Annotated in this window: 24 protein-coding genes and 1 pseudogene; 15 read left to right on the top strand and 10 right to left on the bottom strand. The window is 66.9% G+C overall.

Annotated features, from left to right (window positions below):
* Positions 1–7 precede the first annotated feature (7 nt).
* Both rho and trxA read right to left on the bottom strand, forming a co-directional pair.
* A complete protein-coding gene (rho, locus tag ACZK3J_RS20630) occupies positions 8–1753 on the bottom strand; it encodes a transcription termination factor Rho (RefSeq protein ID WP_005414668.1) in 1746 nt (581 codons plus the stop codon).
* Positions 1754–1981: 228 nt separating this feature from the next.
* Positions 1982–2311, bottom strand: coding sequence for a thioredoxin (gene trxA / locus ACZK3J_RS20625; protein WP_049463293.1), 330 nt, complete (start codon positions 2309–2311; stop codon positions 1982–1984).
* A gap of 511 nt (positions 2312–2822) precedes the next feature.
* Here trxA and rhlB point away from each other — a divergent pair.
* The 5 genes from rhlB (at position 2823) to ung (ending at position 7936) form a co-directional block, all read left to right on the top strand.
* Complete coding sequence (gene rhlB / locus ACZK3J_RS20620) at positions 2823–4547, top strand: ATP-dependent RNA helicase RhlB (RefSeq protein ID WP_032129537.1); 1725 nt, start codon at positions 2823–2825, stop codon at positions 4545–4547.
* Between the two features lie 178 nt (positions 4548–4725).
* Positions 4726–5412, top strand: coding sequence for a cell division ATP-binding protein FtsE (gene ftsE / locus ACZK3J_RS20615; RefSeq protein ID WP_032129538.1), 687 nt, complete (start codon positions 4726–4728; stop codon positions 5410–5412).
* Between the two features lie 3 nt (positions 5413–5415).
* Positions 5416–6363 carry a permease-like cell division protein FtsX gene (gene ftsX, locus ACZK3J_RS20610; RefSeq protein WP_010481047.1) on the top strand — a complete coding sequence of 316 codons (948 nt, stop codon included), beginning with the start codon at positions 5416–5418 and terminating at the stop codon, positions 6361–6363.
* 7 nt (positions 6364–6370) lie between these two features.
* Positions 6371–7213, top strand: coding sequence for a response regulator (locus tag ACZK3J_RS20605; protein WP_032129540.1), 843 nt, complete (start codon positions 6371–6373; stop codon positions 7211–7213).
* Positions 7214–7222: 9 nt separating this feature from the next.
* Positions 7223–7936, top strand: a complete 714-nt coding sequence (ung, locus tag ACZK3J_RS20600) for a uracil-DNA glycosylase (protein ID WP_049400766.1) — start codon at positions 7223–7225, stop codon at positions 7934–7936.
* Positions 7937–7973: 37 nt separating this feature from the next.
* On the opposite strand, the gene ACZK3J_RS20595 is transcribed toward ung, so the two are convergent.
* The 3 genes from ACZK3J_RS20595 to ACZK3J_RS20585 all read right to left on the bottom strand — a co-directional run bounded on the left by ACZK3J_RS20595 (position 7974) and on the right by ACZK3J_RS20585 (position 11555).
* Positions 7974–9509, bottom strand: a complete 1536-nt coding sequence (locus ACZK3J_RS20595; protein ID WP_223224702.1) for a serine hydrolase domain-containing protein — start codon at positions 9507–9509, stop codon at positions 7974–7976.
* Between the two features lie 130 nt (positions 9510–9639).
* Positions 9640–11166, bottom strand: a complete 1527-nt coding sequence (locus tag ACZK3J_RS20590) for a M56 family metallopeptidase (protein ID WP_049463291.1) — start codon at positions 11164–11166, stop codon at positions 9640–9642.
* Positions 11163–11555, bottom strand: coding sequence for a BlaI/MecI/CopY family transcriptional regulator (locus ACZK3J_RS20585; protein WP_478476208.1), 393 nt, complete (start codon positions 11553–11555; stop codon positions 11163–11165). Before ACZK3J_RS20585 ends, ACZK3J_RS20590 begins: the two co-directional genes overlap by 4 nt.
* Positions 11556–11913: 358 nt before the next feature.
* Here ACZK3J_RS20585 and rpoH point away from each other — a divergent pair, with 358 nt between their 5' ends.
* From rpoH to ACZK3J_RS20565, 4 genes and pseudogenes are all read left to right on the top strand, one after another.
* The gene (gene rpoH, locus ACZK3J_RS20580) at positions 11914–12789 is read left to right on the top strand and encodes an RNA polymerase sigma factor RpoH (protein ID WP_049428989.1); all 876 of its coding nucleotides are present in this window, start codon (positions 11914–11916) and stop codon (positions 12787–12789) included.
* Positions 12790–12901: 112 nt separating this feature from the next.
* Positions 12902–14136 (top strand): IS3 family transposase gene (locus ACZK3J_RS20575; RefSeq protein WP_223224739.1). Its coding sequence is split into 2 segments (ribosomal slippage): positions 12902–13253 and positions 13253–14136, totalling 1236 coding nucleotides; the frame shifts between segments, so codons are not numbered across the junction.
* A 212-nt stretch (positions 14137–14348) separates the two neighbouring features.
* Positions 14349–14688, top strand: a pseudogene (locus ACZK3J_RS20570) (type II toxin-antitoxin system RelE/ParE family toxin).
* Positions 14672–15004 carry a helix-turn-helix domain-containing protein gene (locus ACZK3J_RS20565; RefSeq protein WP_049401752.1) on the top strand — a complete coding sequence of 111 codons (333 nt, stop codon included), beginning with the start codon at positions 14672–14674 and terminating at the stop codon, positions 15002–15004. Before ACZK3J_RS20570 ends, ACZK3J_RS20565 begins: the two are co-directional and overlap by 17 nt.
* Positions 15005–15127: 123 nt before the next feature.
* Here the strand turns inward: ACZK3J_RS20565 and purD are convergent, their stop codons facing one another.
* From purD to purH, 3 genes are read right to left on the bottom strand one after another with little or no spacing between them, the layout of a single operon-like run.
* Positions 15128–16411 carry a phosphoribosylamine--glycine ligase gene (gene purD, locus ACZK3J_RS20560; protein WP_049463290.1) on the bottom strand — a complete coding sequence of 428 codons (1284 nt, stop codon included), beginning with the start codon at positions 16409–16411 and terminating at the stop codon, positions 15128–15130.
* A gap of 58 nt (positions 16412–16469) precedes the next feature.
* Positions 16470–17348 (bottom strand): hypothetical protein, encoded by an 879-nt coding sequence (locus tag ACZK3J_RS20555; RefSeq protein WP_049463289.1) that lies wholly within the window; start codon positions 17346–17348, stop codon positions 16470–16472.
* Between the two features lie 16 nt (positions 17349–17364).
* Complete coding sequence (purH, locus tag ACZK3J_RS20550) at positions 17365–18948, bottom strand: bifunctional phosphoribosylaminoimidazolecarboxamide formyltransferase/IMP cyclohydrolase (RefSeq protein ID WP_049463288.1); 1584 nt, start codon at positions 18946–18948, stop codon at positions 17365–17367.
* A gap of 209 nt (positions 18949–19157) precedes the next feature.
* On the opposite strand from purH, the gene ACZK3J_RS20545 reads away from it, so the two are divergent.
* Genes ACZK3J_RS20545 through ACZK3J_RS20520 form a run of 6 tightly spaced genes read left to right on the top strand, consistent with a single transcriptional unit; the run spans position 19158 to position 24958 of the window.
* Positions 19158–19775, top strand: coding sequence for a CDP-alcohol phosphatidyltransferase family protein (locus ACZK3J_RS20545; protein ID WP_049463301.1), 618 nt, complete (start codon positions 19158–19160; stop codon positions 19773–19775).
* Positions 19776–19809: 34 nt separating this feature from the next.
* Positions 19810–21561 (top strand): bifunctional alpha/beta hydrolase/class I SAM-dependent methyltransferase, encoded by a 1752-nt coding sequence (locus ACZK3J_RS20540; protein ID WP_049463287.1) that lies wholly within the window; start codon positions 19810–19812, stop codon positions 21559–21561.
* Between the two features lie 23 nt (positions 21562–21584).
* Positions 21585–22889 (top strand): phosphatase PAP2/dual specificity phosphatase family protein, encoded by a 1305-nt coding sequence (locus tag ACZK3J_RS20535; RefSeq protein ID WP_180862765.1) that lies wholly within the window; start codon positions 21585–21587, stop codon positions 22887–22889.
* Positions 22886–23323 carry a hypothetical protein gene (locus ACZK3J_RS20530; protein ID WP_049463285.1) on the top strand — a complete coding sequence of 146 codons (438 nt, stop codon included), beginning with the start codon at positions 22886–22888 and terminating at the stop codon, positions 23321–23323. Before ACZK3J_RS20535 ends, ACZK3J_RS20530 begins: the two co-directional genes overlap by 4 nt.
* 13 nt (positions 23324–23336) lie before the next feature.
* The gene (locus tag ACZK3J_RS20525; protein ID WP_032129554.1) at positions 23337–23966 is read left to right on the top strand and encodes a lysophospholipid acyltransferase family protein; all 630 of its coding nucleotides are present in this window, start codon (positions 23337–23339) and stop codon (positions 23964–23966) included.
* Positions 23963–24958 carry a phosphatidate cytidylyltransferase gene (locus ACZK3J_RS20520; protein WP_032129555.1) on the top strand — a complete coding sequence of 332 codons (996 nt, stop codon included), beginning with the start codon at positions 23963–23965 and terminating at the stop codon, positions 24956–24958. The genes ACZK3J_RS20525 and ACZK3J_RS20520 overlap by 4 nt, the downstream gene beginning before the upstream one ends.
* 183 nt (positions 24959–25141) lie before the next feature.
* Here the strand turns inward: ACZK3J_RS20520 and fis are convergent, their stop codons facing one another.
* Positions 25142–25417: a DNA-binding transcriptional regulator Fis gene (gene fis / locus ACZK3J_RS20515; RefSeq protein WP_005419706.1), complete on the bottom strand. Its 276-nt coding sequence runs from the start codon at positions 25415–25417 to the stop codon at positions 25142–25144.
* A 114-nt stretch (positions 25418–25531) separates the two neighbouring features.
* Positions 25532–26302, bottom strand: a complete 771-nt coding sequence (locus ACZK3J_RS20510; RefSeq protein WP_049463284.1) for a DUF3426 domain-containing protein — start codon at positions 26300–26302, stop codon at positions 25532–25534.
* Positions 26303–26320: the final 18 nt, after the last annotated feature.

Genomic DNA, 26320 nt, shown 5'->3' with positions numbered 1-26320 from the left:
CCAGGGATCAGCGCTTCATCGAACCGAAGAACTCGTCGTTGGACTTGGTGTTCTTCATCTTGTCGAGCAGGAACTCCATCGCGGCCATTTCATCCATCGGATGCAGCAGCTTGCGCAGGATCCAGATCTTCTGCAGCAGCTCCGGTTCGATCAGCAGGTCTTCGCGGCGGGTGCCGGAACGGTTGATGTCGATGGCCGGGAACACGCGCTTTTCAGCAATACGGCGGCTCAGGTGCACTTCGCTGTTGCCGGTGCCCTTGAACTCTTCGTAGATCACCTCGTCCATCTTCGAGCCGGTATCGACCAGCGCGGTGGCGATGATGGTCAGGCTGCCGCCTTCTTCCACGTTGCGCGCGGCACCGAAGAAGCGCTTCGGGCGGTGCAGGGCGTTGGCGTCCACACCACCGGTCAGCACCTTGCCCGAGCTCGGCACCACGTTGTTGTAGGCGCGGGCCAGGCGGGTGATCGAGTCGAGCAGGATCACCACGTCCTTCTTGTGCTCGACCAGGCGCTTGGCGCGCTCGATGACCATTTCGGCCACCTGCACGTGGCGCGCGGCCGGCTCGTCGAAGGTCGAGCTGATGACCTCGCCGCGCACGGTGCGCTGCATCTCGGTCACTTCTTCCGGGCGTTCGTCGATCAGCAGCACGATCAGGTGCACGTCCGGATGGTTGGTGGTGATGGCGGTGGCGACCTGCTGCATCATCATGGTCTTGCCGGCCTTCGGCTGCGACACGATGAGCGAGCGCTGGCCCTTGCCCTGCGGGGCCATCAGGTCGAGGATGCGGCCGGTGATGTCTTCCGACGAACCGTTGCCGCGCTCCAGGGTGAAGCGGCGGCGCGGGAACAGTGCGGTCAGGTTCTCGAACAGCACCTTGTTCTTCGACGCTTCGATCGGCTCGCCGTTGATGGTGTCGACGATGTTCAGCGCGAAGTAGCGCTCGCCGTCCTTCGGGAAGCGGATGCGGCCGGAGATGTGGTCGCCGGTGCGCAGGTTGAAGCGGCGGATCTGGCTGGGCGAGATGTAGGTGTCGTCCGGGCCGGCCAGGTAGCTGGCTTCAGCCGCGCGCAGGAAGCCGAAGCCGTCCGGCAGGATTTCCAGTACGCCGTCGGCGGCGACGCCGTCACCGTGGCGGGTCAGCACCTTCAGCAGGGCGAAGATCACGTCCTGCTTGCGGGCACGGGCCACGCCTTCGGAGATCTGCAGCTGCTCGGCGATTTCCAGCAGCTTCTGTGCCGGCATGCGCTTGAGGTCGCTCAGCGAGTAGACCGGGAAGCCCTCGGGCACGTTGGCGTGCGGACGCGGCACGAAGGGCTGCTGCTCGCCGCCGTCGTTGGGCATGCCGTCGTCGCGGAAGCGGTTGTTGTTGCGGTCACGGTCGCGGCGGTTGCGGAAGCGGTCACGGCGGTTGCCCTGGCCTTGCCCCTGGCCCTGCTGGCCGTTCTGGTTGTACGGGTTCTGGCCCTGGTTCTGGCCGCCCCCCTGGTGGTTCTGCTGCCGCGGCTGGCCGGATTCGCGACCCTCACCACCTTCGCCACCGCCACTGCTGGCAGGGGCCTCGGCGGCGGGCGCGCTCGGTGCGGGGGCGGGGGCCGGTGCCTCGGGCGCGGCGGCCAGCGGCAGGGTCGGCTGCGCCGGAGCGGCGCTGGTTTCGGCGGCTGCCGGGGCGGCGGCCTTGCTCACGCGGGGCTTGCGCACGCGCTTTTCGGCGGGCGCATCGGCGCTGCCGGTTTCGGAAGTGTTATCGGACAAGAGCGTTATTCCTCGCTTGAAGGTGCGAGCGCCCGGCTGGGGCGGCGAACGTTGGGAATGGGTCTGGAAGAAACTGCGTCCAGAGGGTGCGGCACGCGAACGCGGCCGGATGTGCCGACACTATCATCGGCCTGCGGCGCCGTGCAAGGGCTGCCGGGAACAGCATTCATCATGGACGCTGGGCGTCCGCCGGCAGCCGCGGGTGGCGGCTGCCGGAAAACAGCAGGATCAGGTCAGGGCCTTGTCCAGCAGGCCGGCCAGCTGGGCCTTGCCCACCGCACCGATCTGCTCGCCGACCTTCTCGCCGTCCTTGAACACGACCAGGTACGGGATCGAACGCACGTGGTACTTGGCGGCCAGCGCACGATTGTGGTCGACGTTGACCTTGGCGATCTTGGCGCGGCCCTGGTAGGCATCGGCCAGTTCGTCCAGCGCCGGGGCGATCATCTTGCACGGGCCACACCATTCGGCCCAGAAATCGACCAGCACCGGTTCCTTGGAATTCAGCACTGCGCTATCAAAGTCGGCGTCGCCGACATGTACAACCTTGTCGCTCATCTTGGTTTCTCGTCTTGGATTGCACCCGGCCATGCCGGAGGTGGGTGAACTGGGCCATGCCCGGTGGCGCGACCCTCGTCGTTGCCTCGCGGCGCACTGCCGCGGTGCGTTCGGCGGGATGCCTGGACGCTCACGGCCGGCAGTGTACCCCTATCGCAGGGCGGGGACAGGCGCCGGCTGGAACCCAGCGTATCGTGATCGCTTCGAAGCCCGGTATGTGTCGGATTTCACTGTCTTCCCGAAGATGGGGGTGGCAGCGGGCGACACCAGCGGGACCGGCGGGGTCGTTCAAGTCCTGTGTGGCTGGATGAAGGCGCGTCGTCTCTCCATCCGGTGAGACCGGGCATTCCGGTTTGCCTGCCCGAGTGCGTTAAACTGGGGCATTGTGCGGCGCGCGGACCGGGTGGTCCCAGCCTGCCAACCCGCCGCAGGGGCCGCAGTTTGCGACGGTGCCCCTAGACGATGAAGTGCCAGCCGCCCCACGGGCCGGCGGCCATACCAAGACGGACTCATGAGCGACAAACCGCTGACCGATTTGACCTTTTCCTCCTTCGAGCTGCACCCGGCCCTGCAGGCCGGCCTTGAAGGAGCCGGATTCACCCGCTGCACCCCGATCCAGGCGCTGACCCTGCCGGTCGCGCTGCCCGGCGGTGATGTCGCCGGCCAGGCCCAGACCGGCACCGGCAAGACCCTGGCCTTCCTGGTCGCTGTCGTGAACCGCCTGCTGACGCGTCCGGCGCTGGCCGATCGCAAGCCGGAAGATCCGCGTGCGCTGATCCTCGCCCCGACCCGCGAGCTGGCCATCCAGATCCACAAGGATGCGGTGAAGTTCGGTTCCGACCTGGGCCTGCGCTTCGCCCTGGTCTACGGCGGCGTGGATTACGACAAGCAGCGCGAGCTGCTGCAGCAGGGCGTGGACGTGATCATCGCCACCCCGGGCCGCCTGATCGACTACGTCAAGCAGCACAAGGTGGTGTCGCTGCACGCCTGCGAGATCTGCGTGCTGGACGAAGCCGACCGCATGTTCGACCTGGGCTTCATCAAGGACATCCGCTTCCTGCTGCGCCGCATGCCGGAGCGCACCACCCGCCAGACCCTGCTGTTCAGTGCCACCCTCAGCCACCGCGTGCTGGAGCTGGCCTACGAGCACATGAACGAGCCGCAGAAGCTGGTGGTCGAAGCCGAGACCATCACCGCCGCGCGCGTGCGCCAGCGCATCTACTTCCCGGCCGACGACGAGAAGATCCCGCTGCTGCTGGGCCTGCTGTCGCGCAGCGAAGGCGCGCGCACCATGGTCTTCGTCAACACCAAGGTGTTCGTCGAGCGCGTGGCGCGTTCGCTGGAAAAGGCCGGCTACCGTGTCGGCGTGCTGTCCGGTGATGTGCCGCAGAAGAAGCGCGAGAGCCTGCTCAACCGCTTCCAGAAGGGCCAGCTGGAAATCCTGGTGGCCACCGACGTGGCTGCGCGCGGCCTGCACATCGATGGCATCAAGTACGTCTACAACTACGACCTGCCGTTCGACGCCGAAGACTACGTGCACCGCATCGGCCGTACCGCGCGCCTGGGCGAAGAGGGCGATGCGATCAGCTTCGCCTGCGAGCGCTACGCGATGGGCCTGCCGGACATCGAGGCCTATATCGAGCAGAAGATTCCGTCCGAGCCGGTCACCAAGGAACTGCTGACGCCGCTGCCGCGCCCGGAACGCCCGGCCCCGGCTGCGGGCGAGGAAGGCGAGGACAACGAAAGCGTCGGCCAGATCTTCCGCGAAGCGCGCGAAGCCCGCGCTGCCGAGGAAGAGCGCCGTGGCGGTGGCCGCAGTGGCGGCCGTTCCGGCAGTGGTGGTGGCCGCGGTGGCCGCGACGGTGAGCGCAGCGGCGAGCGCCGTTCGCGTGGCCCGCGCAAGCCGCGCGTGGAAGGCGAGCAGGGCGCTGCCGCCCCGGCCGCCGGTGCCGAAGGCGCTGCCGCGCAGGCCCCGCGTCCGCCGCGCCCGCCGCGTGCTGAAGGCGCACCGGAAGGTGCGGTGGACGGTGAGCACAAGCCGCGCAAGCGCCGTCGTCGTCGCCACGGCCGTCCGGTCGAAGGTGCCGAGGGTGTGCAGAACGCCGCCGGCAATGGCGCCAGCCCGGTCACCCCGGTGCAGGTGGTGGCCAAGCCGGTGCGCACGGCTGCTGATACCGGCGATTCGTTCCTGACCCGCATCGGCCGCAAGATCCGCCGGATGCTGTCGGGCAGCTGATCGGCGCTGCCGATCAGCGGGTAGCACCCGACCGTTGGTCGGGTGACCTTGACCGGTGTGCCGACCAACGGTCGGCACCCACCCTGGCCGGCAACCCACACCGCTGCCGGCCAGCGGCCGGCACTACCGATCATATGACCGTCTCCACGACGTCGCGCCGGTCCTGCATAATCGGGGCATGAGTGTCCTGCGCTTCGACAATGTCAGCAAACAGTACGCCGGTGGCCACGAGGCGCTGACCGATGTCAGCTTCGAGGTCGCGCCGGGCGAGATGCTGTTCGTCACCGGCCATTCCGGTGCGGGCAAGAGCACCCTGCTCAAGTTGATCCACCTGGACGAGCGGCCCAGCCGCGGCGCGGTGGTGTTCGACGAGCGCAACCTGCTGAAGGTGCGCGGTGGCGACGTGCCCCGCCATCGACGCGCGGTCGGCGCGGTCTACCAGGACCACCGCCTGCTGATGGACCGCTCTATTGCCGAGAACGTGGCGCTGCCGCTGATCCTGCGCGGCACCCGCCGTAGCGACATCAACAAGCGCGTGCGCTCGGTGCTCGAGCGGATGGGCCTGGGCCATCGCGAGAAGGCGCTGCCCTCGCAGCTGTCGGCCGGTGAGCAGCAGCGCGTCGGCATCGCCCGCGCCATTGTCGGTGAGCCCAAGCTGCTGGTGGCCGATGAGCCGACCGGCAACCTCGACCCGACCCTGGCGGCGGAGATCATGGCCCTGTTCGCCGAGCTGCCCGCGCGCGGCACCAGCGTGCTGGTGGTCAGTCACGACCTGCCGCTGCTGCGCCGCATGCGCAAGCGCGTGCTGATCCTTGACCACGGCCGGCTGGTGGATGACATCTCGCCGCAGGACCTGGCGGAGTAATCGATGGCGAAGAACGAAAACAGCGAAGCCGCCGCCCCGTCGCGTGTGGGCGTCTGGTTCCAGCACCACGTGCACAGCGTGGTGTTCAGCCTCGGCCGCGCCTGCCGCAAGCCGTGGGCGACCCTGCTGACGGTGATGGTCATGGCGCTGGCGCTGGCCCTGCCGCTGGGCCTGTCGATCGCGCTGGACAACCTCAAGCAGTTCGCCGGCAGCGTGCAGCAGTCGCGCGACATCAACGTGTTCCTGAAGGGCAACGTCGATGGTCCCGGCGCGCTGCGCCTGGCCGGCCAGCTGCGCGATCGCGATGACGTGGCCGAAGTGAACGTGCGCACGCCGGAGCAGGGCCTGCAGGAACTGCGCGATGCCGGCCTCGGCGAGGCGATCGATGCACTCAACGACAACCCGCTGCCCTCGCTGCTGGTGATCACTCCGGGCCAGGGCAAGGACGACGCACGCCTGGCGCGCGCGCTGGAAAGCCTGCCCGAGGCCGACCTGGTGCAGCACGATGCGCTGTGGCGCCAGCGCCTGGATGCCTGGCTCGCGTTCGGTGCGCGGCTGGTGCAGGTGCTGTCGGTGCTGCTCGGCGTGGGCGCCGCGCTGGTGGTCGGCAACACCGTGCGCCTGGACATCCAGGCCCGCCGCGAAGAGATCGGCGTGCTGCAGCTGCTCGGCGCCAGTGATGGCTTCATCCGCCGCCCGTTCCTGTACCTGGGCGCGTGGTATGGCCTGGGTGCCGGCGCAGTGGCGCTGGCCCTGATTGCTGCGGCCGGCGCTGCCTTGCGCGTGCCGCTGGCCGAACTCTCGCGCAGCTACGGCAGCCCGTTCGTGCTGCACGGCCTGGACCTGCTGCATGGCAGCCTGGTCCTGCTCGGCACACTGCTGCTGGGCTGGCTGGGCGCGTGGCTGGTGACCGGCCATTTCCTTCGCCAGACCCGCCCGACCGACACCTGAGACCGGCATGCAACCGCAAGCGCTGAAGCACCTTGAAGGGCCCGCGACGCGGGTGATGGTGGTCGATGGGTCAAAGCTGGTCCGCAAACTGATCGCCGACGTCCTGCAGCGCGACCTGCCGGGCGTGGAAGTGATCGGCTGCGACAGCATCGAGGATGCGCAGCTGGCGCTGGCGCAGGGCCCGGTGGATCTGGTGACCACCTCGCTGACCCTGCGTGATGGCGACGGCCTGGCACTGGCGCGGATGGTCCGCGAAGCCGCAGGCCAGGCCTATGTGCCGGTGATCGTGGTCTCCGGCGATGCCCAGCAGCATCTGGAGCAGCGCCGCTTCACCGAGTACGTCACCGACTATTTCGACAAGGCGCTGGGCCACGAGGCACTGGCGACCTTCATCCGCGGCTACGTGCAGCCGCAGACCATTCCCGGCGCCACCATCCTCTATATCGAGGACAGCCGCGTGGTCGCCGAGGCTACCAAGCGCATGCTGGAACGCCAGCAGTTGAACGTGCTGCACGTGGTCAGCGCCGAAGAGGCGTTCACCCTGCTCACTGCCGAGTCGCTGGGCCGCAGTCGCCACCGCATCGACCTGGTGCTGACCGACGTCACCCTGAAGGGCGAACTGAGCGGTCGCGACGTGGTGCAGCGCGTGCGCGTGGACTTCGGCTACGGCAAGCGTCGCCTGCCGGTGCTGGTGATGACCGGCGATGGCAACCCGCACAACCAGACCGGGCTGCTGCAGTCCGGTGCCAACGACCTGGTGCTCAAGCCGATCGAAGAGCGCCTGCTGGTCACCAAGGTGCTGTTCCAGCTGCGCCTGGCCCGGTTGAACGATGGACCCCTGATTCGATGAAGTGGCGTGATGATTGATGAAGTAGCCGGCACCCCGACGATCCAGCTCGAGCCGAGCTGGAAGCAGCATGTCGGCGATTACCTGATGCAGCCGCAGATGCGCGAGCTGTCCAGCTTCCTGCGCCAGCGCAAGGCCAGCGGTGCGGCGGTGTTCCCGCCCGGCCCGCAGATCTTCGCTGCGTTCGATGCCACGCCGTTCGAGCAGGTGAAGGTGGTGATCCTCGGCCAGGACCCGTACCACGGCCGCGGTCAGGCGCATGGGCTGAGCTTCTCGGTGGCGCCCGGAGTGCCGGTGCCGCCGTCGCTGCTGAACATCTACAAGGAGATCGAGAGCGATCTCGGTATCCCGCGTCCGGACCATGGCTGCCTGATCCCGTGGGCGCAGCGCGGTGTGCTGCTGCTCAATGCCGTGCTGACGGTGGAAGAGGGCCAGGCCGGTGCCCACCAGGGGCGTGGCTGGGAAGGTTTCACCGACCACGTGGTGGATGTGCTCAACCGCGAACGCGACGGCCTGGTGTTCATGCTCTGGGGCGCGTACGCGCAGAAGAAGGGCAAGGTCATCGACACTCGCCGCCACCGTGTGCTGAAGTCGCCGCACCCGTCGCCACTGTCGGCCCACCGCGGCTTCCTGGGCTGCCAGCATTTCTCGATGGCCAACGAGTACCTGCAGCGCCGCGGCCAGGCCCCGATCGACTGGTCGCTGCCGCCGCGTTCGGCGCTCTGAGCGGGCCGGGCAGGGGCCCGGCGCCGCCAGCGATGGATCAGTGGCTCGCTGCTGGTGCGGGATCCGCGCGCCGGTAGTAGGCACGCGCGCCTTCGGCGATCACGCTCAACGCCTGCACGGTGCCATCGCCGCCGCGATGGAACAGCAGTTCCGCCCCCGCACTGCCTGCCAGGAAGCGGACGGGCGTCAGCGCCTGCAGCGCGACCGGTGCATCACGCCCGGGCAGGCGCAACTGCAGTCCAGCATCGACCGCCTGCACGTCCAGGGTCGTGACGTCGAACCAATCGGCCAGGCCGCTGCGCAGATCCATGGGCAGGGTGTCATCGAGTACGAAGCGACCGCTGAAGCGCGGATAGCCCTCCGCCAGCAATGCAGGATCCAGCGTGCGGATGACCGGCTTGGCGTTGTGGCCGAGCGCATCGGACAGGGCATTGCGGATCTCCCCACGCAGCGCGGGGCCGTTGTCGCCATTGGTCAGGATGACGAATCCATCGCCGCTCTCCGGGTAGCCTTCGATGCCGGCGTGATAGCTGTCATTGCTGCCATTGTGGAAGAAGCGGCGACTGGCACCGGTGCCGGCCAGCTCCGGTCCCAGGCCACGACCGGCCGGCGCCACTTCGCTGACCATCTGCAGGGCCAATGACTGCGGCAGCCATCCATCCTTCGTGCGGATGCTGCGCAGCAGGGCCGCGACGAACAGGCCCATGTCGTTGGCGCTGGTCCACAGCCCGGACGCCGCCTGTTCCGGAAAGCTCTGCCAGCCGCGTGGCAGGGCCTCCGGCAGGCCTTTGTTGTCGTGCGCATGGGCAACGTTGCCGTAGCCGGCAGGCAAGGGGTTCTGGTACGTGCTGCGGGACATGCCCAGTGGCGCGAACACCTCGCGACGTGCGACGTCAGCGAATGCTCTGCCCGTCAGGTCTTCGATCGCCAGCTGCACCACCGTGTAGCCGCCACCGGAATAGTCGACCTGCTGGCCGGGTGCGTGGATCAGGCGTATCGGTTCATTCTTTGCAGGCGCCAGTCCATCCAGTGTCTGCAGCAGGGTCGGCAAGCGCTCGGCGGGCTGGTAGTCCTGGAAGCCATGCACGTTGAAGCCGGCGGTGTGCGAGAGCAGCATGCGCAGGTTGATCGGCGGGTGCAGTCCCTGCGCATCGGCAGGCACATGCCAGCGGTGCAGGCGGGGATCGATGTTCTCCTCCAGCGAGACCTTGCCGGCAGCAACCAGCTTCAGGGTGGTCGCCGCAGCGCCCATCTTGCTGACCGAGCCCACCGAGAACACGGTATCGGCATCCACCGCGTCGCGCGTGCCTGCCTGGCGCAGGCCGTACCCGGCGGCGTACACCACCTTGCCATCGCGGATCACCGCAACGGCGGCACCCGGCACCTTGTAATGGGCAAGGCGTTCCTCGATCGACCACTGCGGCAGCGCCGCGCCCAGCTGCGCGGTGCTGGGGCGCAGGCCGTGGGCCATTGCCTGGGCAAAGCGCGCGGCGTCTTCTGCGCTGGCGTCAGTGGCCATCACGTGGAACGGGGTCAGGCAGACCAGCAGCGAACACAGCAACAGGCGGTTCATCATCGACATCCTTGCGGGAGTGGAAGAGGGTTGGGATCGGCGCAGGCGTTGCCACGCACGCCTGCCGCGTCCGATCGTTGCGGGTGGAACAGGTTGCCGCCGCAGCGCAGAAGGCGATGCGGCGGCGGAGTCAGCGTCGTTCGCGGCGGGCGCCCTGCGTCAGCAGGTAATCGCGTACGGCCGCGGTGCCGGCCTGGTTCAACGGTGTCCGCCAGCGGCCCAGCCAGCCGTCGGCTTCCACCCCCAGGTTGATATCGGCGCCGTGCGCGAGCAGGTACTGCACGGTGACCAGATGCCCTTCGCGCGAGGCATTGATCAGCGGCGTCTCGTCATAGGTCACGACCCGGTTGACGTCTGCACCGGCCTGCACCAGCTGCTCGACGATGGGTTGCAGGCCCAGCGCGGAGGCGACGATCAACGGATTGCCTTCGCCCAGCGCAGCGCGATCAGGGTCGGCTCCCAGCTGCAGCAGGGCGTCGACCATCACCGGATCGCGTGCGCGGATGGCCTGGATCAGCGCCGTGCCATCGCCGAGCACGCGCGCATCGAGATCGACGCCCGCCACCGCCAACGCGTGGACCTGCGCGAGGTCATGCGTGCTGGCGGCCTGGAGCAGAGTGTTGACGCGCGTATCGGAGGTGCTGGCCGCTGGTGAGGCCAGTCGTGGTGAGACAGCCACCGCGGTGCCGACGCAGGCCAGCAGAAGCAGCAGGCCCAGCATCAACAGACTGCGGCGCCGAGGGGCGTACGACGGGGCGTCCAGCAGTTGGTCGATGCGCTGCGCCAGCTGGCTGCGTGCACTGAACATGCCCAGTGCAAGCGTCGGCGCCTCTTCGCGCAGGGCCTGAAGCTGTTCGATACCGGCCAGCAGCGAGCCTGCATAGTCCAGCGGTTCGCGTGCCTGCATCGCAGCGCGTGCATCACAGGCCATTTCGCGCAGTAGCGCCAGGCGTGCCTGGGCAAGGTGCAGGAGTGGATTCCACCAGAACAGTGCTGTTCCCGCCCGCAGCAGCGTGCTTGTCCACAGATCGCGTCGATGCAGGTGTGCAACCTCGTGGCGGACGATGTCGCGCAGCACGTTGTTGTCCAGCCGTGCCAGCAAGGGGCGGGGCAGCAGGATCTGCGGGCGCCACAGGCCGACCACCATCGGCCCGTCGACGGCGCAGGTGGCGATCGTCACGTGGGCGGGCACGATGTCGGCCAGGGCCGCGCGCAGTCCGGCGGACGCCGGTTGTGCCAGCCGCCGCAGCCGGCGCGCGTGCAGCATCGCGTCCAGCAGGCGCATGCCCAGCCACAGGGTGCCCAGCAGCCACACCACTGCAAGCACTGTCGGCAGGGTCTTCGGTAGTTCGACGTAATAGATGTCGGGCTGCCGTCCAGCTTCGAAGATGGCCTCTCCCGCCGTTGCGCCTTCGCCGGGCAGGGGGTGGAACGCGGCGGCGGGCGGTGCCGGTGCAGGCAGGGTGGTCGACCAGCCCGGCAGGAAGGCGCTGAGCGGCAACAGCAGGGCTGCTGCCATCGCGGCGGTCAGCAGCCAGGAGCGCTGTTCGGCACTGAGGGCCCGCCGCCGTGCCAGCCACAGCGCGGGCAGCAGCACAACGGCAGACAACAGCAACTGCCGAAGGCCCAGTGCCATCGCCATGTCGATGAGGTTCATTCCTTCCTCCCGGCCCTGGCATCGCTGATGCGCTGCTGCAGTGCCTGCAGTTCGTTGCGGTCGATTTGGCGTTCGTCCACCAGGTGCTGTGCCAACACGTTTGGTGAGCCGTCGAAGAACTGATGCAGCAGATGGTCGAGCGCTTGCCGGCGGGCCTGCTCGCGGCTGAGCGTGGCGTGATAGATGTAGGCGCGACCTTCCTGGCGATGACTGACAAAGCCTTTCTTCGCCAGCACGTTGAACATGGTCAGCACCGTGGTGTACGCAACCGGCTTGTGTTCGCCGAGCACATCGGCCACTTCGCGCACGGAGGCTTCGCCCTTGTCCCAGAGGATGTCGAGGATGGCCTGCTCGGCCGGGGTGGGAGTCTGGGAGGCGGGGCGGGCCATGCGCATCTACGTATGAATTAGTTGATGCATCGGAGCATGCTGCCGCATGGCTGTCAACGGGTTTTTTAGTAGTAAAACATCGAGCCTGTGGCGCGCGGGGCTGAACATCTGGCAACATCCCCGCCCCTGAATGCGCCTCCAGGCCTACCCGTTCAGCTCCGCTTGACCGGAATCGGCCGGTTTCCGGTAGGTAATTGCTTGAATTCCAAGGGATTGTGAATCCCGAAAAGCGCGCTCGCCACTGTCATCAAATCGCGCTACGGTAGGGCTCTGTTTGGGACCAGTGTTGCATCAATAGGATGCTGGAACTTTTTCCTCCTTTAGCAGTCCAAATCCCGGACTGCTAAGATGGGTGCCTATGAGCCAGAACACCTCTACTGCCCTTGTGGCAAACAATCTCCCGATTCCCAGTGCGCTCGGTTCGCTGGACGCCTACATCGGTGCCGTGCACCAGATCCCGGTGCTGTCGGTCGATGACGAACAGGACCTGGCCCGTCGCTTCCGCGACGGCAACGATCTGGACGCCGCGCGCGAACTGGTGCATTCGCACCTGCGCTTCGTGGTGCACGTGGCCCGCGGCTACAACGGCTACGGCCTCGCCCTGGGCGACCTGATCCAGGAAGGCAACATCGGCCTGATGAAGGCGGTCAAGCGCTTCGACCCCGAAATGGGCGTGCGCCTGGTGTCCTTCGCCGTGCACTGGATCCGTGCCGAGATGCACGAGTTCATCCTGAAGAACTGGCGCATCGTGAAGGTCGCCACCACCAAGGCGCAGCGCAAGCTGTTCTTCAACCTGCGCAAGTCGAAGACGCGCCTGGGCTGGATGAACGCGGCCGAAGTGAGCGCGGTGGCCAAGGACCTGAACGTGTCCGAGCGCGAGGTCATGGAAATGGAGTCGCGCCTGTCCGGTCGCGATATCGGTTTCGATGCGCCGACCGACGAGGACAACGAACACGCGCCGCCGTCTCCGGCTGCGTTCCTGGTCGCCAACGACGAAGACCCGTCGATGGCCTACGAGCGTGCCGACAGCGAAGACAACCAGATGCAGCTGCTGCGCGAAGGCCTGGCCGAGCTGGATGCCCGTTCGCGCGACATCATCCGCCGTCGCTGGCTGGATGCCGACAGCAAGGTGACGCTGCAGGAACTGGCTGACGAGTACGGCGTATCGGCCGAGCGCATCCGCCAGGTTGAAGCGAACGCGCTGAAGAAGATGAAGGCGCTGTTCACCGCGTAAGGCGGGATGGCGTTGAAGCAATGAAAAGGCCCGGCATTGCCGGGCCTTTTCTTTTTGGTTGACCCGTCCTGAATTGGGTTGACACCTTTTCCCTCTGGAAAAGGAATGTTCAATGAAATCAACAATCAGGCGCAGTCAGCGGGATTACTCGCTGGCCTTCAAGTTGTCCGTGGTCGATCAGGTCGAGCGTGGAGAACTGACCTATAAGAAGGCTCAGGAGCGATACGGTATCCAAGGTAGCAGCACGGTTCTGAAGTGGCTTCGCCGCCATGGTCGGCAGGATTGGTCAGGTGGTGCATCATCTGCCCCCATGACGACTTCTCCCAAAAGTGGACCGGCCACGCCGCTGACGCCGGAACAACAGATCAAGGCCCTGCAGGTCCAGTTGCGGGAGGCCAACGAGAAAGCACAGCTTTTCGAAGCCATCGTGGATGTCCTCAAAGAGGATTACGGGGTGCGCATCGTAAAAAAGCCTTCAGGCAAGTCCTCACGCAAGGGCGCCTCAAAGGCGTAAGCGTGGCAAGGGCTTGCCGCCATTTCGGCATCAGTCGACAGGCGTTCTATCAAGCGGGGTGCCGGCATCAACGACGACGCGCCAGCGAGACCAAAGCACTGGCGCTGGTGAGCGATTGCCGCGTGCGGCAGCCACGGATCGGGACGCGCAAGTTGCACCATTTGATCGGACCGAAGCTGCAGGCGGCGGGAATCACCATGGGGCGTGACCGGTTGTTTGACGTACTTCGGGAAGCGCGCCTGCTGGTACCGAAACGTCGGGCTTATCACAAGACTACCGACAGCCATCATCGCTTTCGCAGGCATCCGAATCTGCTCAAACCTGGCCAAGGATGCGTAATACCAACCGGTAGCGAGCAGGTGTGGGTGGCGGACATCACCTATCTGCCGACGCAGGGGAAGTTCGTGTATCTGAGCCTGGTCACCGATGCCTGGTCGCGCAAGATCGTGGGCTGGAGCGTGCACGAAACGCTACAGACAGAGCAGGTAGCTCAGGCGCTGGAGATGGCGCTGAAAGGGAGAAAGACACCGCAGAAGCTGATCCATCACTCTGATCGTGGAATCCAGTACTGCTCGGATTACTACCAGAAGATCCATGCGCGGCACGGCCTGACCTGCTCGATGACCGACGGCTACGACTGCTATCAGAACGCTCTGGCAGAGCGAGTCAACGGGATCCTCAAGTGCGAGTTCCTGCTTCATCGCCCACGGGACCTGGGGCAAGCCCGCCAGATGGTGGCTGAGGCCGTAGACATCTACAACGCTGAGCGCCCCCACCTGTCCCTTAAAATGCAGACGCCCGATGCGATGCATCGGGCGTCTTTGGCCGCCTGACGGCGGCCGGACCATCCACCCATCGGTGTCAACCTATGGCAGGACGAGTCAGGTGGCGTTCTCATCCACGCATGGCGTGGCTCTACTCTGACGCCGGGGCGGTGGTTGCGCCGACCGGGTCATGCGCTGGATCCTGATGTTCACGCCGTACCACCAGGTGGCACGGTAAGATCATCCCACGCGTTTTCCGCACCCGAAGTTTCAATCGCAGCATGCGCAGGACCACCCTGTCCGATGCTGCGCTGTACCGGTCGGTACGTGAAATGGAAGCGGGTCTGGTGGATGCTGAGCGGCGGAATCTTCAAGAAGCGCGTTGCCTTGCCGGGGCGAGGAAAGCGCGGAAGCGCTCGAACCATCGTCGCAACACAGCGAGGCGGGCATTGGTTCTTCCTTTTCGGCTACGAGAAGAATGAACGTGCTGCAATCACGAATGCGGAACGCGATGCGCTGCAGCTGTACGCATCGGAGTTCTTGAAAATGAGTACGGCGCAGCTGAATCGTGCCGTGGAGTACGGGGATCTACAGGAGATCAGCCATGACGAAGACCTCTGAGCGACGGCGCGCGAAAAGTGCGCTTCTTGAGGCGGTGCATGATGCGGCTGTGAGTCTGCACGCACATGGCTTCATCGATAAACGTCGGTTGAGCAGCTACGAAGCGCTTTGCCTTGAGCCGGTCCCTGAATACAGCAGTGCCCAGATCCGTGCCCTGCGTGCGTCATTGCAGCTCAGTCAGCCGGTGTTTGCTGGAGTTCTCAATACCAGCGTTTCCACCGTACGCAGCTGGGAACAGGGCGAGAAGAAGCCCAGCGGACCGTCACTGAAGTTGCTTAACCTGATTGATCGGAAGGGACTCGAAGCAGTCCTGTAAAGCAAAGGCCCGGTTCTGACGGGCCTTTGCCTTTCCGTGGTGTTCAATCCACGCATGGCGTGGATCCACCCCGGCGGTGTGGCGCCTGTAGAGCCACGCCATGCGTGGCTGCGGCGCCGGACCTCACCCCTCGCGTGCGATCGCCCGCCAGCCGATGTCGTTGCGGTGGAACTCATTGGCCCAGGTCACCTTGGCCACGCCTGCATACGCATTCGCCTGCGCGTCGCGCACGCTGTCGCCCAGTGCGGCCACGCACAGAACGCGGCCGCCGGCGCTGACGACCTGGTCCTGCGCATCCAATGCCGTACCGGCATGGAACACCTTGGCACTGGCCGGCACATCATCCAGGCCGGAAATCACGTCACCGGTGATCGGTGCTTCCGGGTAGGGCTTCGCGGCCAGCACCACGCCCAGCGACGGGCGCGGATCCCAGTGTGCTTCCACCTGATCCAGCCGGCCATCGATGGCGGCTTCCACCAGCTCCACCAGATCCGACTGCAGGCGCAGCATCACCGGCTGGGTTTCCGGATCGCCGAAGCGCACGTTGAATTCGATCACCTTCGGCGCGCCGCTGGCATCGATCATCAGGCCGGCATAGAGGAAGCCGGTGAACGGGATGCCGTCGGCGATCATGCCCTGCACGGTCGGGTTCACTACCTCGCGCATCACGCGGGCGTGCACCTCCGGGGTGACCACCGGGGCCGGCGAATAGGCGCCCATGCCGCCGGTATTCGGGCCGGTATCGCCGTCGCCGACGCGCTTGTGGTCCTGCGAGGTGGCCATCGGCAGCGCATGCACGCCGTCCACCATCGAAATGAAGCTGGCTTCCTCGCCGTCGAGGAATTCCTCGATCACCACGCGGGCACCGGCATCGCCGAACGCGTTGCCCGAGAGCATGTCACGCACAGCGTCTTCGGCTTCGACCTGGGTCATCGCCACGATCACGCCCTTGCCGGCGGCCAGGCCATCGGCCTTGACCACGATCGGTGCGCCCTTCTCGCGGATGTAGGCCAGCGCGGCGTCCACGTCGGTGTGCACGGCGTAGAACGCGGTGGGGATGTCGTGGCGGGCCAGGAAGTCCTTGGCGTAGGCCTTGCTGCCTTCCAGCTGCGCGGCAGCGGCGGTCGGCCCGAAGATACGCAGGCCAGCAGCGCGGAAGCGGTCGACCACACCGGCCACCAGCGGTACTTCCGGGCCGACCACGGTCAGCGCCACGCCTTCGGCCTGTGCCAGCGCCAGCAGGCCGTCGATATCGGTGACCTTGACCGCCACGTTGCGGCACTTGTCTTCGCTGGCGGTGCCGGCGTTGCCGGGAGCCACGATCACTTCGGTGACACGGGAGGACTGGGCCAGCTTCCATGCCAGGGCGTGTTCGCGGCCGCCAGAGCCGATGACAAGTACGTTCATCACGAGATTCCAGATTGCGTGGGAAGGGAAGATCGATATCCCCGGCGGCGCGCGTGGTTCACTCGCAGCCTTCGCGTCGCAGCGATTCGGGGAAGGAATAGGCCCAGGTCTTCGGGTCCAGGGTGAAGCGGTGTTGCTGCCGGACCTGCTTGCCACCGCAGGTGGTGCCGGTTTCGTCGATCAGCAGCGGCCAGACCCGCGCGCTGCGGTCGCTGTCGTCGAAACGCAGGGCGAAATCGATGCTGAAGCGGCGGGTGCGGCAGTCATTGGCGGTGTCCGGGTCGGTACTGGCGTCGACCGTGTCGCACTCGTACTGGGCGTCATTGTCGATATGGCTGCGCACGCTGCCACTGGCCACCAGGTCGTTCGGGCCCGGCAGGATCAGCGACTGCGAGAGCAGCGAGAAGCCCTGCCCGAACCAGCCGTCCTCGACGCGGAAACCATAGAAGTCACTGCCGGCGCGGATGATGCTGGCGGTGCCGGGCTGGCCGCCGCTACCGAAGCGCTCGCCGGTCAGTTCGCTGGTCACCTCGAAGCCATCGCCCTTGGGGCGCAGCACAAAGAACTCGATGGTTCCCGGGTCGATGTGCGCGCCATCGACCAGCGCACCGCACACGGCCAACAACTGCTGCCAGCTGTCCCCGCTCACCACCGGTTGTTCCGCGCAGACCTGCCAGTCCACCGCATGGGTATCGCCATCGTCGGTCCAGCTGCCGCGCCATTCAGCGGAGAGCGTGGCGTTGCTGCCGTAGCGCTGGACCAGGAACGCCTGCAGTCGTGCGGTGCGGCTGACATGCTGCGCCGGTGAGGCGGGGGCCACTGCAGGCGCATCCACCTTCGGCGCCACGCTGGGCTCGCCGGCAGGCCTGCAGCCCGCCAGTATGGCCGCGCCCGCGAGGGCGAGGGCGGCCAGCGATTTCATTGAAACTGTGGACATCCGTGTCGCTCCAGGATCAGTGGCGGAAGTGGCGCACGCCGGTGAACACCATGGCCAGGCCATGTTCGTCGGCGGCGGCGATCACTTCGGCATCGCGCATCGAACCGCCCGGCTGGATGACCGCCTTGATGCCGGCGGCGGCAGCGGCATCGATGCCGTCGCGGAACGGGAAGAACGCATCGGAGGCCATCACCGAGCCCTCGACCACCAGGTTCGCATCGGCGGCCTTGATGCCGGCGATGCGGGCCGAGTACACGCGGCTCATCTGGCCGGCACCGACACCAATGGTGCGGTTGTCCTTGGCATAGACGATCGCGTTGGATTTCACGAACTTGGCCACCTTCCAGGCGAACAGCAGGTCGGTGAACTGCTTGTCGGTCGGCGCCAGCTTGCTGACCACCTTCAGTTCGTCGCGGGTCATGCCGCGGTTGTCCGAGGACTGCAGCAGCAGGCCCGAGCCGACGCGCTTGCTGTCGAAGTTGTTCAGGCCATCGCCGTGCGGGATGCGCAGCACGCGCACGTTGGCCTTCTTCTGCGCGTATTCCAGCGCGGCCGGCTCGTAGTCCGGGGCGATCAGCACTTCGACGAACTGGCGGTCCAGAATCACCTTGGCGGTGGCGGCGTCCAGCGGTTTGTTGAAGGCAATGATGCCGCCGAAGGCGCTGGTCGGGTCGGTGGCGTAGGCCAGCTCGTAGGCATCGCCGTTGCCGGCACCGACGGCCACGCCGCACGGGTTGGCGTGCTTGACGATGACGCAGGCCGGCGCATCGAACTGGCGCACGCATTCCCACGCCGCGTCGGCATCGGCCAGGTTGTTGTAGCTCAGTTCCTTGCCCTGCAGCTGCTGGAAGGTGGCCAGCGTGCCCGGCACCGGATACAGGTCGCGGTAGAACGCGCCGCTCTGGTGCGGGTTCTCGCCGTAGCGCAGGTCCATCACCTTCACGAAGGTGGAGTTCATCTGTGCCGGGTACTCGGTACGCGCCGGCACCGCAGCGTCGGTGGCGGTGACCGCCGACAGGTAGTTGCTGATCGCGGCGTCGTACTGGGCGACGCGGTTGAACGCGGCCACCGAGAACGCGAAGCGGGTGGCAGCCGACAGCTGGCCGTTGTTGGCCTCCAGCGAGGCCAGCAGCTCGGCGTACTGCGACGGATCGGTGGACACCGCCACGCGGGCGAAGTTCTTGGCCGCCGAGCGCAGCATGGCCGGGCCGCCGATGTCGATGTTCTCGACCGCGTCGGCCAGGGTGCAATCGGCCTTGGCGGTGACCGACTCGAACGGGTACAGGTTCAGCACCAGCAGGTCGATGGCGCCGATGCCGTGCTCGGCCATCACCGCATCATCCAGGCCCGAACGGCCCAGCAGGCCGCCGTGCACCATCGGGTGCAGGGTCTTGACCCGGCCATCCATCATTTCCGGGAAGCCGGTGACGTCGGCCACGTCCTTCACGGCCAGGCCCATGTCGCGAATGGCCTTGGCGGTGCCGCCGGTGGACAGCAGCTCCACGCCGCGTGCAGCCAGCGCGGTGGCCAGCTCGGCCAGGCCGGTCTTGTCGGAAACGGAGAGGAGGGCCCGGCGGACGGGCAACAGATCAGCAGTCATGGGACAGAATCGGCAGCGGAGCGGGGCCGATATTGTAGGCGGTGGGGGCCGGTGGCGGGCGCCGCCGGGCGAAATCGGCTGCCGGCGCGGGCCTGCGGCCCCCTTCGGCACAGCCCGGTTGGTTGCAGACTGCAAGCAATCCGATGGGGGGGCATCGCCCCGATCGGGTAGGCTGTGCCCGGACTGCCAAGGATCAGCAGGTACAGATCGTGTCGATCTATGCATTGAAAGGACGTTTCCAGGACCTGTTGCGTCCGGCCGTACGCGGCCTGTACCGCATGGGGATCACCGCCAATACGGTGACCGTGGCCGCCGCCGTGGTCTCGCTGCTGGTGGCTGCCGCCGTGTGGTGCTGCGCGCCGGCCCAGCCCCTGCTGTACCTGCTGCTGCCGCTGTGGATGCTGCTGCGCATGGCACTCAACGCGGTGGACGGCATGCTGGCCCGCGAGTTCGGCCAGCAGTCGAGGCTGGGCGCCTATCTGAACGAGCTGTGCGATGTGATCGCCGACGCGGCGCTGTACCTGAGCCTGCTCAGCGTGCCGGGCGTGCGCCCGGAAGCGCTGTGGCTGCTGGCCTGGACGGCGGCCCTGAGCGAGTACACCGGGGTGCTGGGGCTGATGGTCGGTGCCAGCCGCCGCTATGACGGCCCGATGGGCAAGAGCGACCGCGCGTTCGTCATCGGCGTGCTGGGCCTGCTGCTGGCGTTCGGCTGGGGGGCTGCGATGACTGTCACTGGCGTGGCCGCGGCCATGGCGGTGCTGTGCGTGCTGACGATGATCAATCGCGTCCGTCGCGGACTGCGGGAAGCGTCGGTTTCGCCTAATTAATCAAGCAGATACAAAAAGACAATCAGGAGATTGCATGCGTCAGGCGCAGGAACGGGAATTCCACAGCTTCGACCAGGTACCGCTGTTCTACCGGTACTGGGCGAGCACCACCGCGACCCCAGCCACCAAGGCTGTCGTGCTGCTGCATCGCGGCCATGAACATTCTGGCCGGGTCACCCACCTGGTCGATGAGCTGGACCTGCCCGACACCGCCTTCTTCGCCTGGGATGCACGCGGTAATGGCCGTTCGCCCGGCGCACGAGGCGATGCCCCGGGCTTCCCGGCGCTGGTGCGTGATCTGGACAGCTTCATCGCCCACATCGGCGCCGAGCACGGCATCGCGGTGGAAGACATCGTGGTGATCGCACAGAGCGTGGGGGCGGTGGTCGCCGCCACCTGGGTGCACGACTACGCGCCGCGCCTGCGCGCGCTGGTGATGGCTTCGCCGGCGTTCAAGGTGAAGCTGTACGTGCCGTTCGCACGCCCGGGCCTGGCCTTGATGCAGAAGCTGCGCGGCAATTTCTTCGTCAACAGCTACGTCAAGCCGCAGTGGCTGACCCACGATCCGGCGCGGGTGGAAAGCTACCGCACCGATCCGCTGATCACCCGACCGATCTCGGTGCGCGTGTTGCTGGGCCTGTACGAAGCGGCCGACCGCATCGTCGCCGATGCGCAGGCGATCAGCGTGCCGGTGCTGCTGCTGGTGTCCGGCTCGGATTTCGTGGTGCACCGTGGCCCGCAGGACCGCTTCTACGAGCGCCTGTCCAGCCCGATCAAGGAGCGCGTGCATCTGCCGGGCTTCTTCCACGACACGCTGGGCGAGCGCGATCGGGCGCCGGCGCTGGCGCGTATCCGCAGTTTCATCCAGGCACGTTTCGCCGAGCCGCTGCGCGAACTGTCGCGGCGCGATGCGCACCGCCATGGGCCGACTTTCGAAGAATCGGAGATCCTGGCCTGGCCACCGGAACGCAACAGCCTGGCCGACCTGCGCTGGCGCGTGGTACGTGGCGGCCTGCGCTTCGGCGGAACGTTGTCCGAAGGCATCGCGCTGGGCCTGCAGACCGGATTCGATTCGGGCAGCACGCTCGACTACATCTATCGCGATGAGGCGCGCGGCAAGGGCCCGTTGGGGCGCATGGTCGATCGCAACTATCTGGATGCGATCGGCTGGCGCGGCATCCGCATTCGCGGCCAGCACCTGCAGGAACTGCTGCGCGACGCTGCCCAGCGCCTGCGCGGGCAGGGCACGCCGGTGCGCGTGCTGGACGTGGCTGCCGGCCATGGCCGCTACGTGCTGGAAGCGCTGGGCCAGGGCGAACAGCGCGCCGAGCGCATCGTGCTGCGCGACTTCAGTGATCTGAACGTCACCCAGGGTCAGGCCTTGATCGAGCGCCTGGGGGCGGCCGACATCGCGCGCTTCGAGCAGGGTGATGCGTTCGACCCGGCACAGCTGGCCAAGGTCGATCCAGCACCGACGCTGGCCGTGGTATCGGGCCTGTACGAACTGTTCCCCGACAACGATGCGGTGCTGCGCTCGCTGCAGGGCATTGCTGCGACGGTGCCGGCGGGCGGCTACCTGGCCTATACCGGCCAGCCGTGGCACCCGCAGCTGGAGTTCATCGCACGCGCACTGACCAGCCACCGTGGCGGCGCCGCGTGGGTGATGCGCCGCCGTACCCAGCAGGAAATGGACGAGCTGGTGCGCCTGGCCGGGTTCGCGAAGGTGGCGCAGCGTATCGACGACTTCGGCATCTTCACGGTGTCGCTGGCGCGCCGGACCGCGTGATGGCGACGCTCGCCGCATCCCCGCTGGCCGCAGAGGGGCGCCCCTGGCGGCGCGCCCTGTTGTGGCTGGCCCTGCTGGGCCCATTCTTCTTCGCCAGCTATGGCTTCGCCAACTGGATGGCCGGCCGCCATGCCGAACTGCCGGTGATGGCGTTCGGATGGGAAACGCAGATTCCGTTCGTACCGTGGACGATCGTGCCGTACTGGTCGATCGATCTGTTCTATGCGGTTTCCTTCTTCCTGTGCCGGCAACGGTTGGAGCTGGACCGGCATGCGTTGCGGTTGTTCAGTGCACAGTTGATCGCGGTGACCTGCTTCCTGCTGTGGCCACTGCGCTTCAGTTTCGAGCGGCCGGAGATCGGCGGTGTGTTCGGTTGGTTGTTCGATGTGCTGCTGGGCTTCGACAAGCCGTTCAACCAGGCGCCATCACTGCACATCGTGTTGCTGATCGTGCTGTGGGTGAAATTCGCGCAGTACCTGCATGGGGTGTGGCGTTGGGTACTGCATGTGTGGGCGCTGCTGATCGGCGTCTCGGTGCTGACCACATTCCAGCATCATTTCATCGATATCCCGACCGGCCTGCTGGCCGGTTGGCTGTGCGTCTGGCTGTGGCCGGAGCAGGGCGCGCCACCGTTGCGTGCCTGGCGCACCGCGCGTGACGCCAGACGTTGGCGCCTGGCAGCGCTGTACCTGCTGGGGGCCGCTGCATTGCTGGTGCCGGTGGTGCTTCTGCGTGGCGCGGCGTTGTGGCTGCTGTGGCCGGTGGTATCGCTGCTGCTGGTGGCGTTGGCGTATGCGGGGCTCGGTACGGCGATGTTCCAGAAGCGTGCCGATGGTCGCCTGACCATGGCGGCACGCTGGCTGCTGGCGCCGTACCTGGGTGCGGCCTGGATCAATTCGCGGCTGTGGACGCGGCGTGCGCCGCAGCCGGTGCCGGTGATGGACGGTGTATGGCTGGGGCGTGTTCCCTGCGCTGCATTGCCGGCACCCTTGGTCGGCGTGGTCGATGCCTGTGCCGAACTGTCCTGTCGTGCACCGGGCGCGGCGTATGCCAGCGTGCCGATGCTGGACCTGGTGGTGCCCACGCCGCACCAGTTGCGCGAGGCGGCCGAGGTCATCGAGCGGCTGCGTGCGCATGGACCGTTGCTGGTGTGTTGCGCGCTGGGCTATTCGCGCAGTGCTGCCAGTGTGGCGGCCTGGCTGCTGCGCAGTGGTCGTGCCACCGATACCGATGCCGCGGTGGCGATCGTGCGCACGGCACGTCCGGGCGTCGTGCTGGGCGCGGCGCATCTGCATGCCATCACTGCTGCAGCGGGAGCACGCACGTGAGTACCGTTCCCGATCTGGTGACCATGCAGCTGCTGCTGCGGCAGGGCCGTTGGCCGGCCGGCCTGTCGCTGGGCCTGCTGCTGGTGGCGCTGCTGCTGCTCGGCACCGAACCTGGCCTGGCGATGATTGCCGCCGGCGTGTTGCTGCTCAGTGTTGCCGCGGGCCTCGCGCAGGCTTACCAGGCATGGCGGGTTGGTCTGGACGCGAGTCTGCTGCAGCTGCTGCGTAATGAAGGCCTGGACGGCGAAGCCGCCGCGCGCCGTATCGATCAGGTGCTGCATGACAGCGGCTTGCGCCGCGTATCGTCCGATGCGCCGCTGCGCGGCTGGGACCTGCGCTGGGCAGGCATGCGTCGCCTGCTGCTGCGGCAGTACCTGCTGACAGGCGTGCAGGGTGCGCTGCTGGTGCTGGCCGTGTTGTGGCCGCAGACGTGAACCGGAGGGACCGATGTTCGCTGAATTGATTGCGCGCGCCTGCAGTGGCGCGATCCATGTAGTTACCGGCGCCCGCGCGCTGTGGATCGGCTGTGCGCCGTCCAGCGAACGGCGCGTGTATTACGGCAACCACGCCAGCCATGGTGACTTCGTGCTGATCTGGTCGTCGATGCCACCGGCACTGCGGCGCCAGGTGCGCCCGGTGGCCGCGGCCGAATACTGGCAGCGCGATGGCCTGCGTCGCTACCTGATCGATGCGGTGTTCAACGGCGTGCTGGTCGAGCGCGAGGCCGGCCATCGCCAGCAGGATCCACTGCAGGCTCTGCGTGATGCGGTGGACGAAGACTGCTCGCTGATTCTGTTTCCGGAAGGTACCCGCAACGTGGGCGAAGAGCCGCTGCTGCCGTTCAAGAGCGGCATCTATCACCTGGCACGGCAACGCCCGGAGCTGGAATTCGTACCGGTGTGGATCGACAACCTGAAGCGGGTGATGCCCAAGGGCCGGTTCCTGCCGCTGCCGCTGCTGTGCACGGCCACCTTCGGTACGCCGCTGCGGCTGCAGGCCGACGAGGACAAGGCCGCCTTCCTGGCCCGCAGCCGGCAGGCGCTGCTGGACCTGGCGCCGAACGGGGGCAGGGCATGAGCTTCCTGATCGATGTGTCCGGCGACCTGGCCACGCAGAGTGTCGGTCAGCAGACCGGCCTGCTGTTTGCTGGCGTGGGTGCGGTGCTGGTGCTGGCCACGCTGGTGGCCGAGACATTGCGCTGGCGCCAGCGTGGGCAGCCCAGCGCGGTGATCGCCAACCTGGTCTCGCGCATCCGCGCGTGGTGGGTGATGGCGATCGTGGTCGGGCTGGCGCTGTTCTTCGGTCGTGCCGGGGTGATCGTGCTGTTCGCGATCATCTCGCTGTTCGCACTGCGCGAGTTCATCACCCTGGCGCCGACCCGCTCGGGCGACTACTACGCCCTGCTGGCCGCGTTCTACATCGTGCTGCCGTGGCAGTACTACCTGGTCTGGATCGACTGGTACGGCATGTACACGCTGCTGATCCCGGTCTACGCGTTCCTGTTCCTGCCGATCCTGTCGACCATTGGCGGTGATACCACGCACTACCTGGAGCGGACCGCGAAGGTGCAGTGGGGGTTGATGATCTGCGTGTTCTGCATCTCGCATGTGCCGCTGCTGCTGAACCTGCACGTGCCCGGCCATGACCCGTCGCGCAACGTGCTGCTGTTCGCCTTCCTGGTGATCGTGGTGCAGTCTTCGGACGTGCTGCAGTACATCTGGGGCAAGCTGCTGGGCAGGCATCTGATTGCGCCGAAGCTGTCGCCGTCGAAGACGGTGGAGGGCTTCGTGGGCGGTGTGCTGAGTGCCAGTGCGCTGGGTGCGGCACTATGGTGGATCACCCCGTTCACGCCGCTGCAGGCGTTCGGCCTGTCGCTGCTGATCAACCTGATGGGGTTCTGGGGCGGCCTGGTGATGTCGGCGATCAAGCGCGATCGTGGCATCAAGGACTGGGGCCACATGATCGAGGGCCATGGCGGCATGCTCGACCGACTGGATTCGGTGTGCTTCGCCGCGCCGGTGTTCTTCCATGTGGTGCGGTACTACTGGAAGGCGGGCGGCGGCGGTTGATTCTGCCGGCTTCCATCCACGCATGGCGTGGATCTACTGGCGGGCGGGGGCGGTTTACTCTGCCGGGCTTTCATCCACGCATGGCGTGGATCTACCGGTAGTGCCGGCCGCTAGTCGGGCACTGCAACATCCTGCCACCGTTCGTGGGGTTGCCGGCCAGCGGCCGGCACTACCCGTGCGCGTTTACGCGCTGATGCCGTATTCCTTCAGCTTCTTGCGCAGGGTGGCACGGTGGATGCCCAGCATCGCGGCGGCGCGGCTCTGGTTGCCTTCGCAGTGATTGAGCACTTCCACGAACAGCGGAATCTCCATCTCGCGCAGCACGATCTCGTAGACATCGTCCGCATCGCAGCCATCAAGGTCACGCAGGTAGCGGCGCACGGACTGGGCGACGTGTTCACGCAGCGGTGGCCGGGGAGCGCCACGACTGTTGTCAGGACGAGAAAGGACAGCGTTCAAGGGGGTTCCCGATTCGGTTGGCCCGTGCGCGCGGAGCGCGCGGCCGGACGAGGTGGTGGCGGCCAGTCTAGCGCGAGCGTGCCCGGCCTGCCACGGCTGGTCGCCTCTCCCCGGTCAGAGGAAGTCGAAGGTGAATGCGACGGTGGACGCAGCGGGCTCCTGCAACCGGAAGGCGACGCGCGCGCTCTGGCCCGGTTCCAGCAGGGCTGCACCGGGGTTCTCGCCCAGGTACTGCGCGGGCGTGAACACGCCGCTGCCGATCACCCGGCCATCGGCATCGGACAATGACAACCGCAGGTCCGGCCACGCCTGTGCCCAGCGCGCATCGTTGCGGATGCTGGCCTGCACCTGCAGCACACCGGCCTGGCCCGGCAGGGGGCGGATCTCGCGGCTGGTCATGGTGAACGCAGTGGGCTCGTGCCAGGCAGGCAGGCTGCAGCGCAGCACGCCGCACAGCGTGCCCAGCCATGCGCGGTTGCCGGCGTCGGCGGCCAGCCGCGCGCGGTCGGCCAGTACGCTCTGCAGTACCAGCAGCAATGCCAGCCCGGCGACCAGCAGCCAGTGCCAGCGGGGTGTTGGCAGCGTGCGCGTGCGCGCGCTGCCGAGGAAGCTGGGGGCATCACTGGCGACCGCCGTTGCCTGCACCGCGACCGGCGCCGGTTCGATGGCCGCTGCTTCATCAACGATGACAACGTCATCGTCGTGTCGCATCTCTGTCGCCGGTGGGCGTGCCAGGTCGATGGGCTCGGCCTGCATCTGCTCCACAGGCGTTGCGTGCCGGGCTTCGTCCTGCATGCGCGCATCGGTCGCAGGCGCAGGCTCACCCTCCGGCGTCGTGCGCAGGAAGGTGGCCAGGGGACGGCGCGGTGGGTTCGGCTCGGACATGCTCAGGGCGCGGGCTCG

This window comes from Stenotrophomonas sp. 86428_Sma (assembly GCF_056481585.1).
This window is presented reverse-complemented; position numbering and strand designations above follow the sequence as displayed.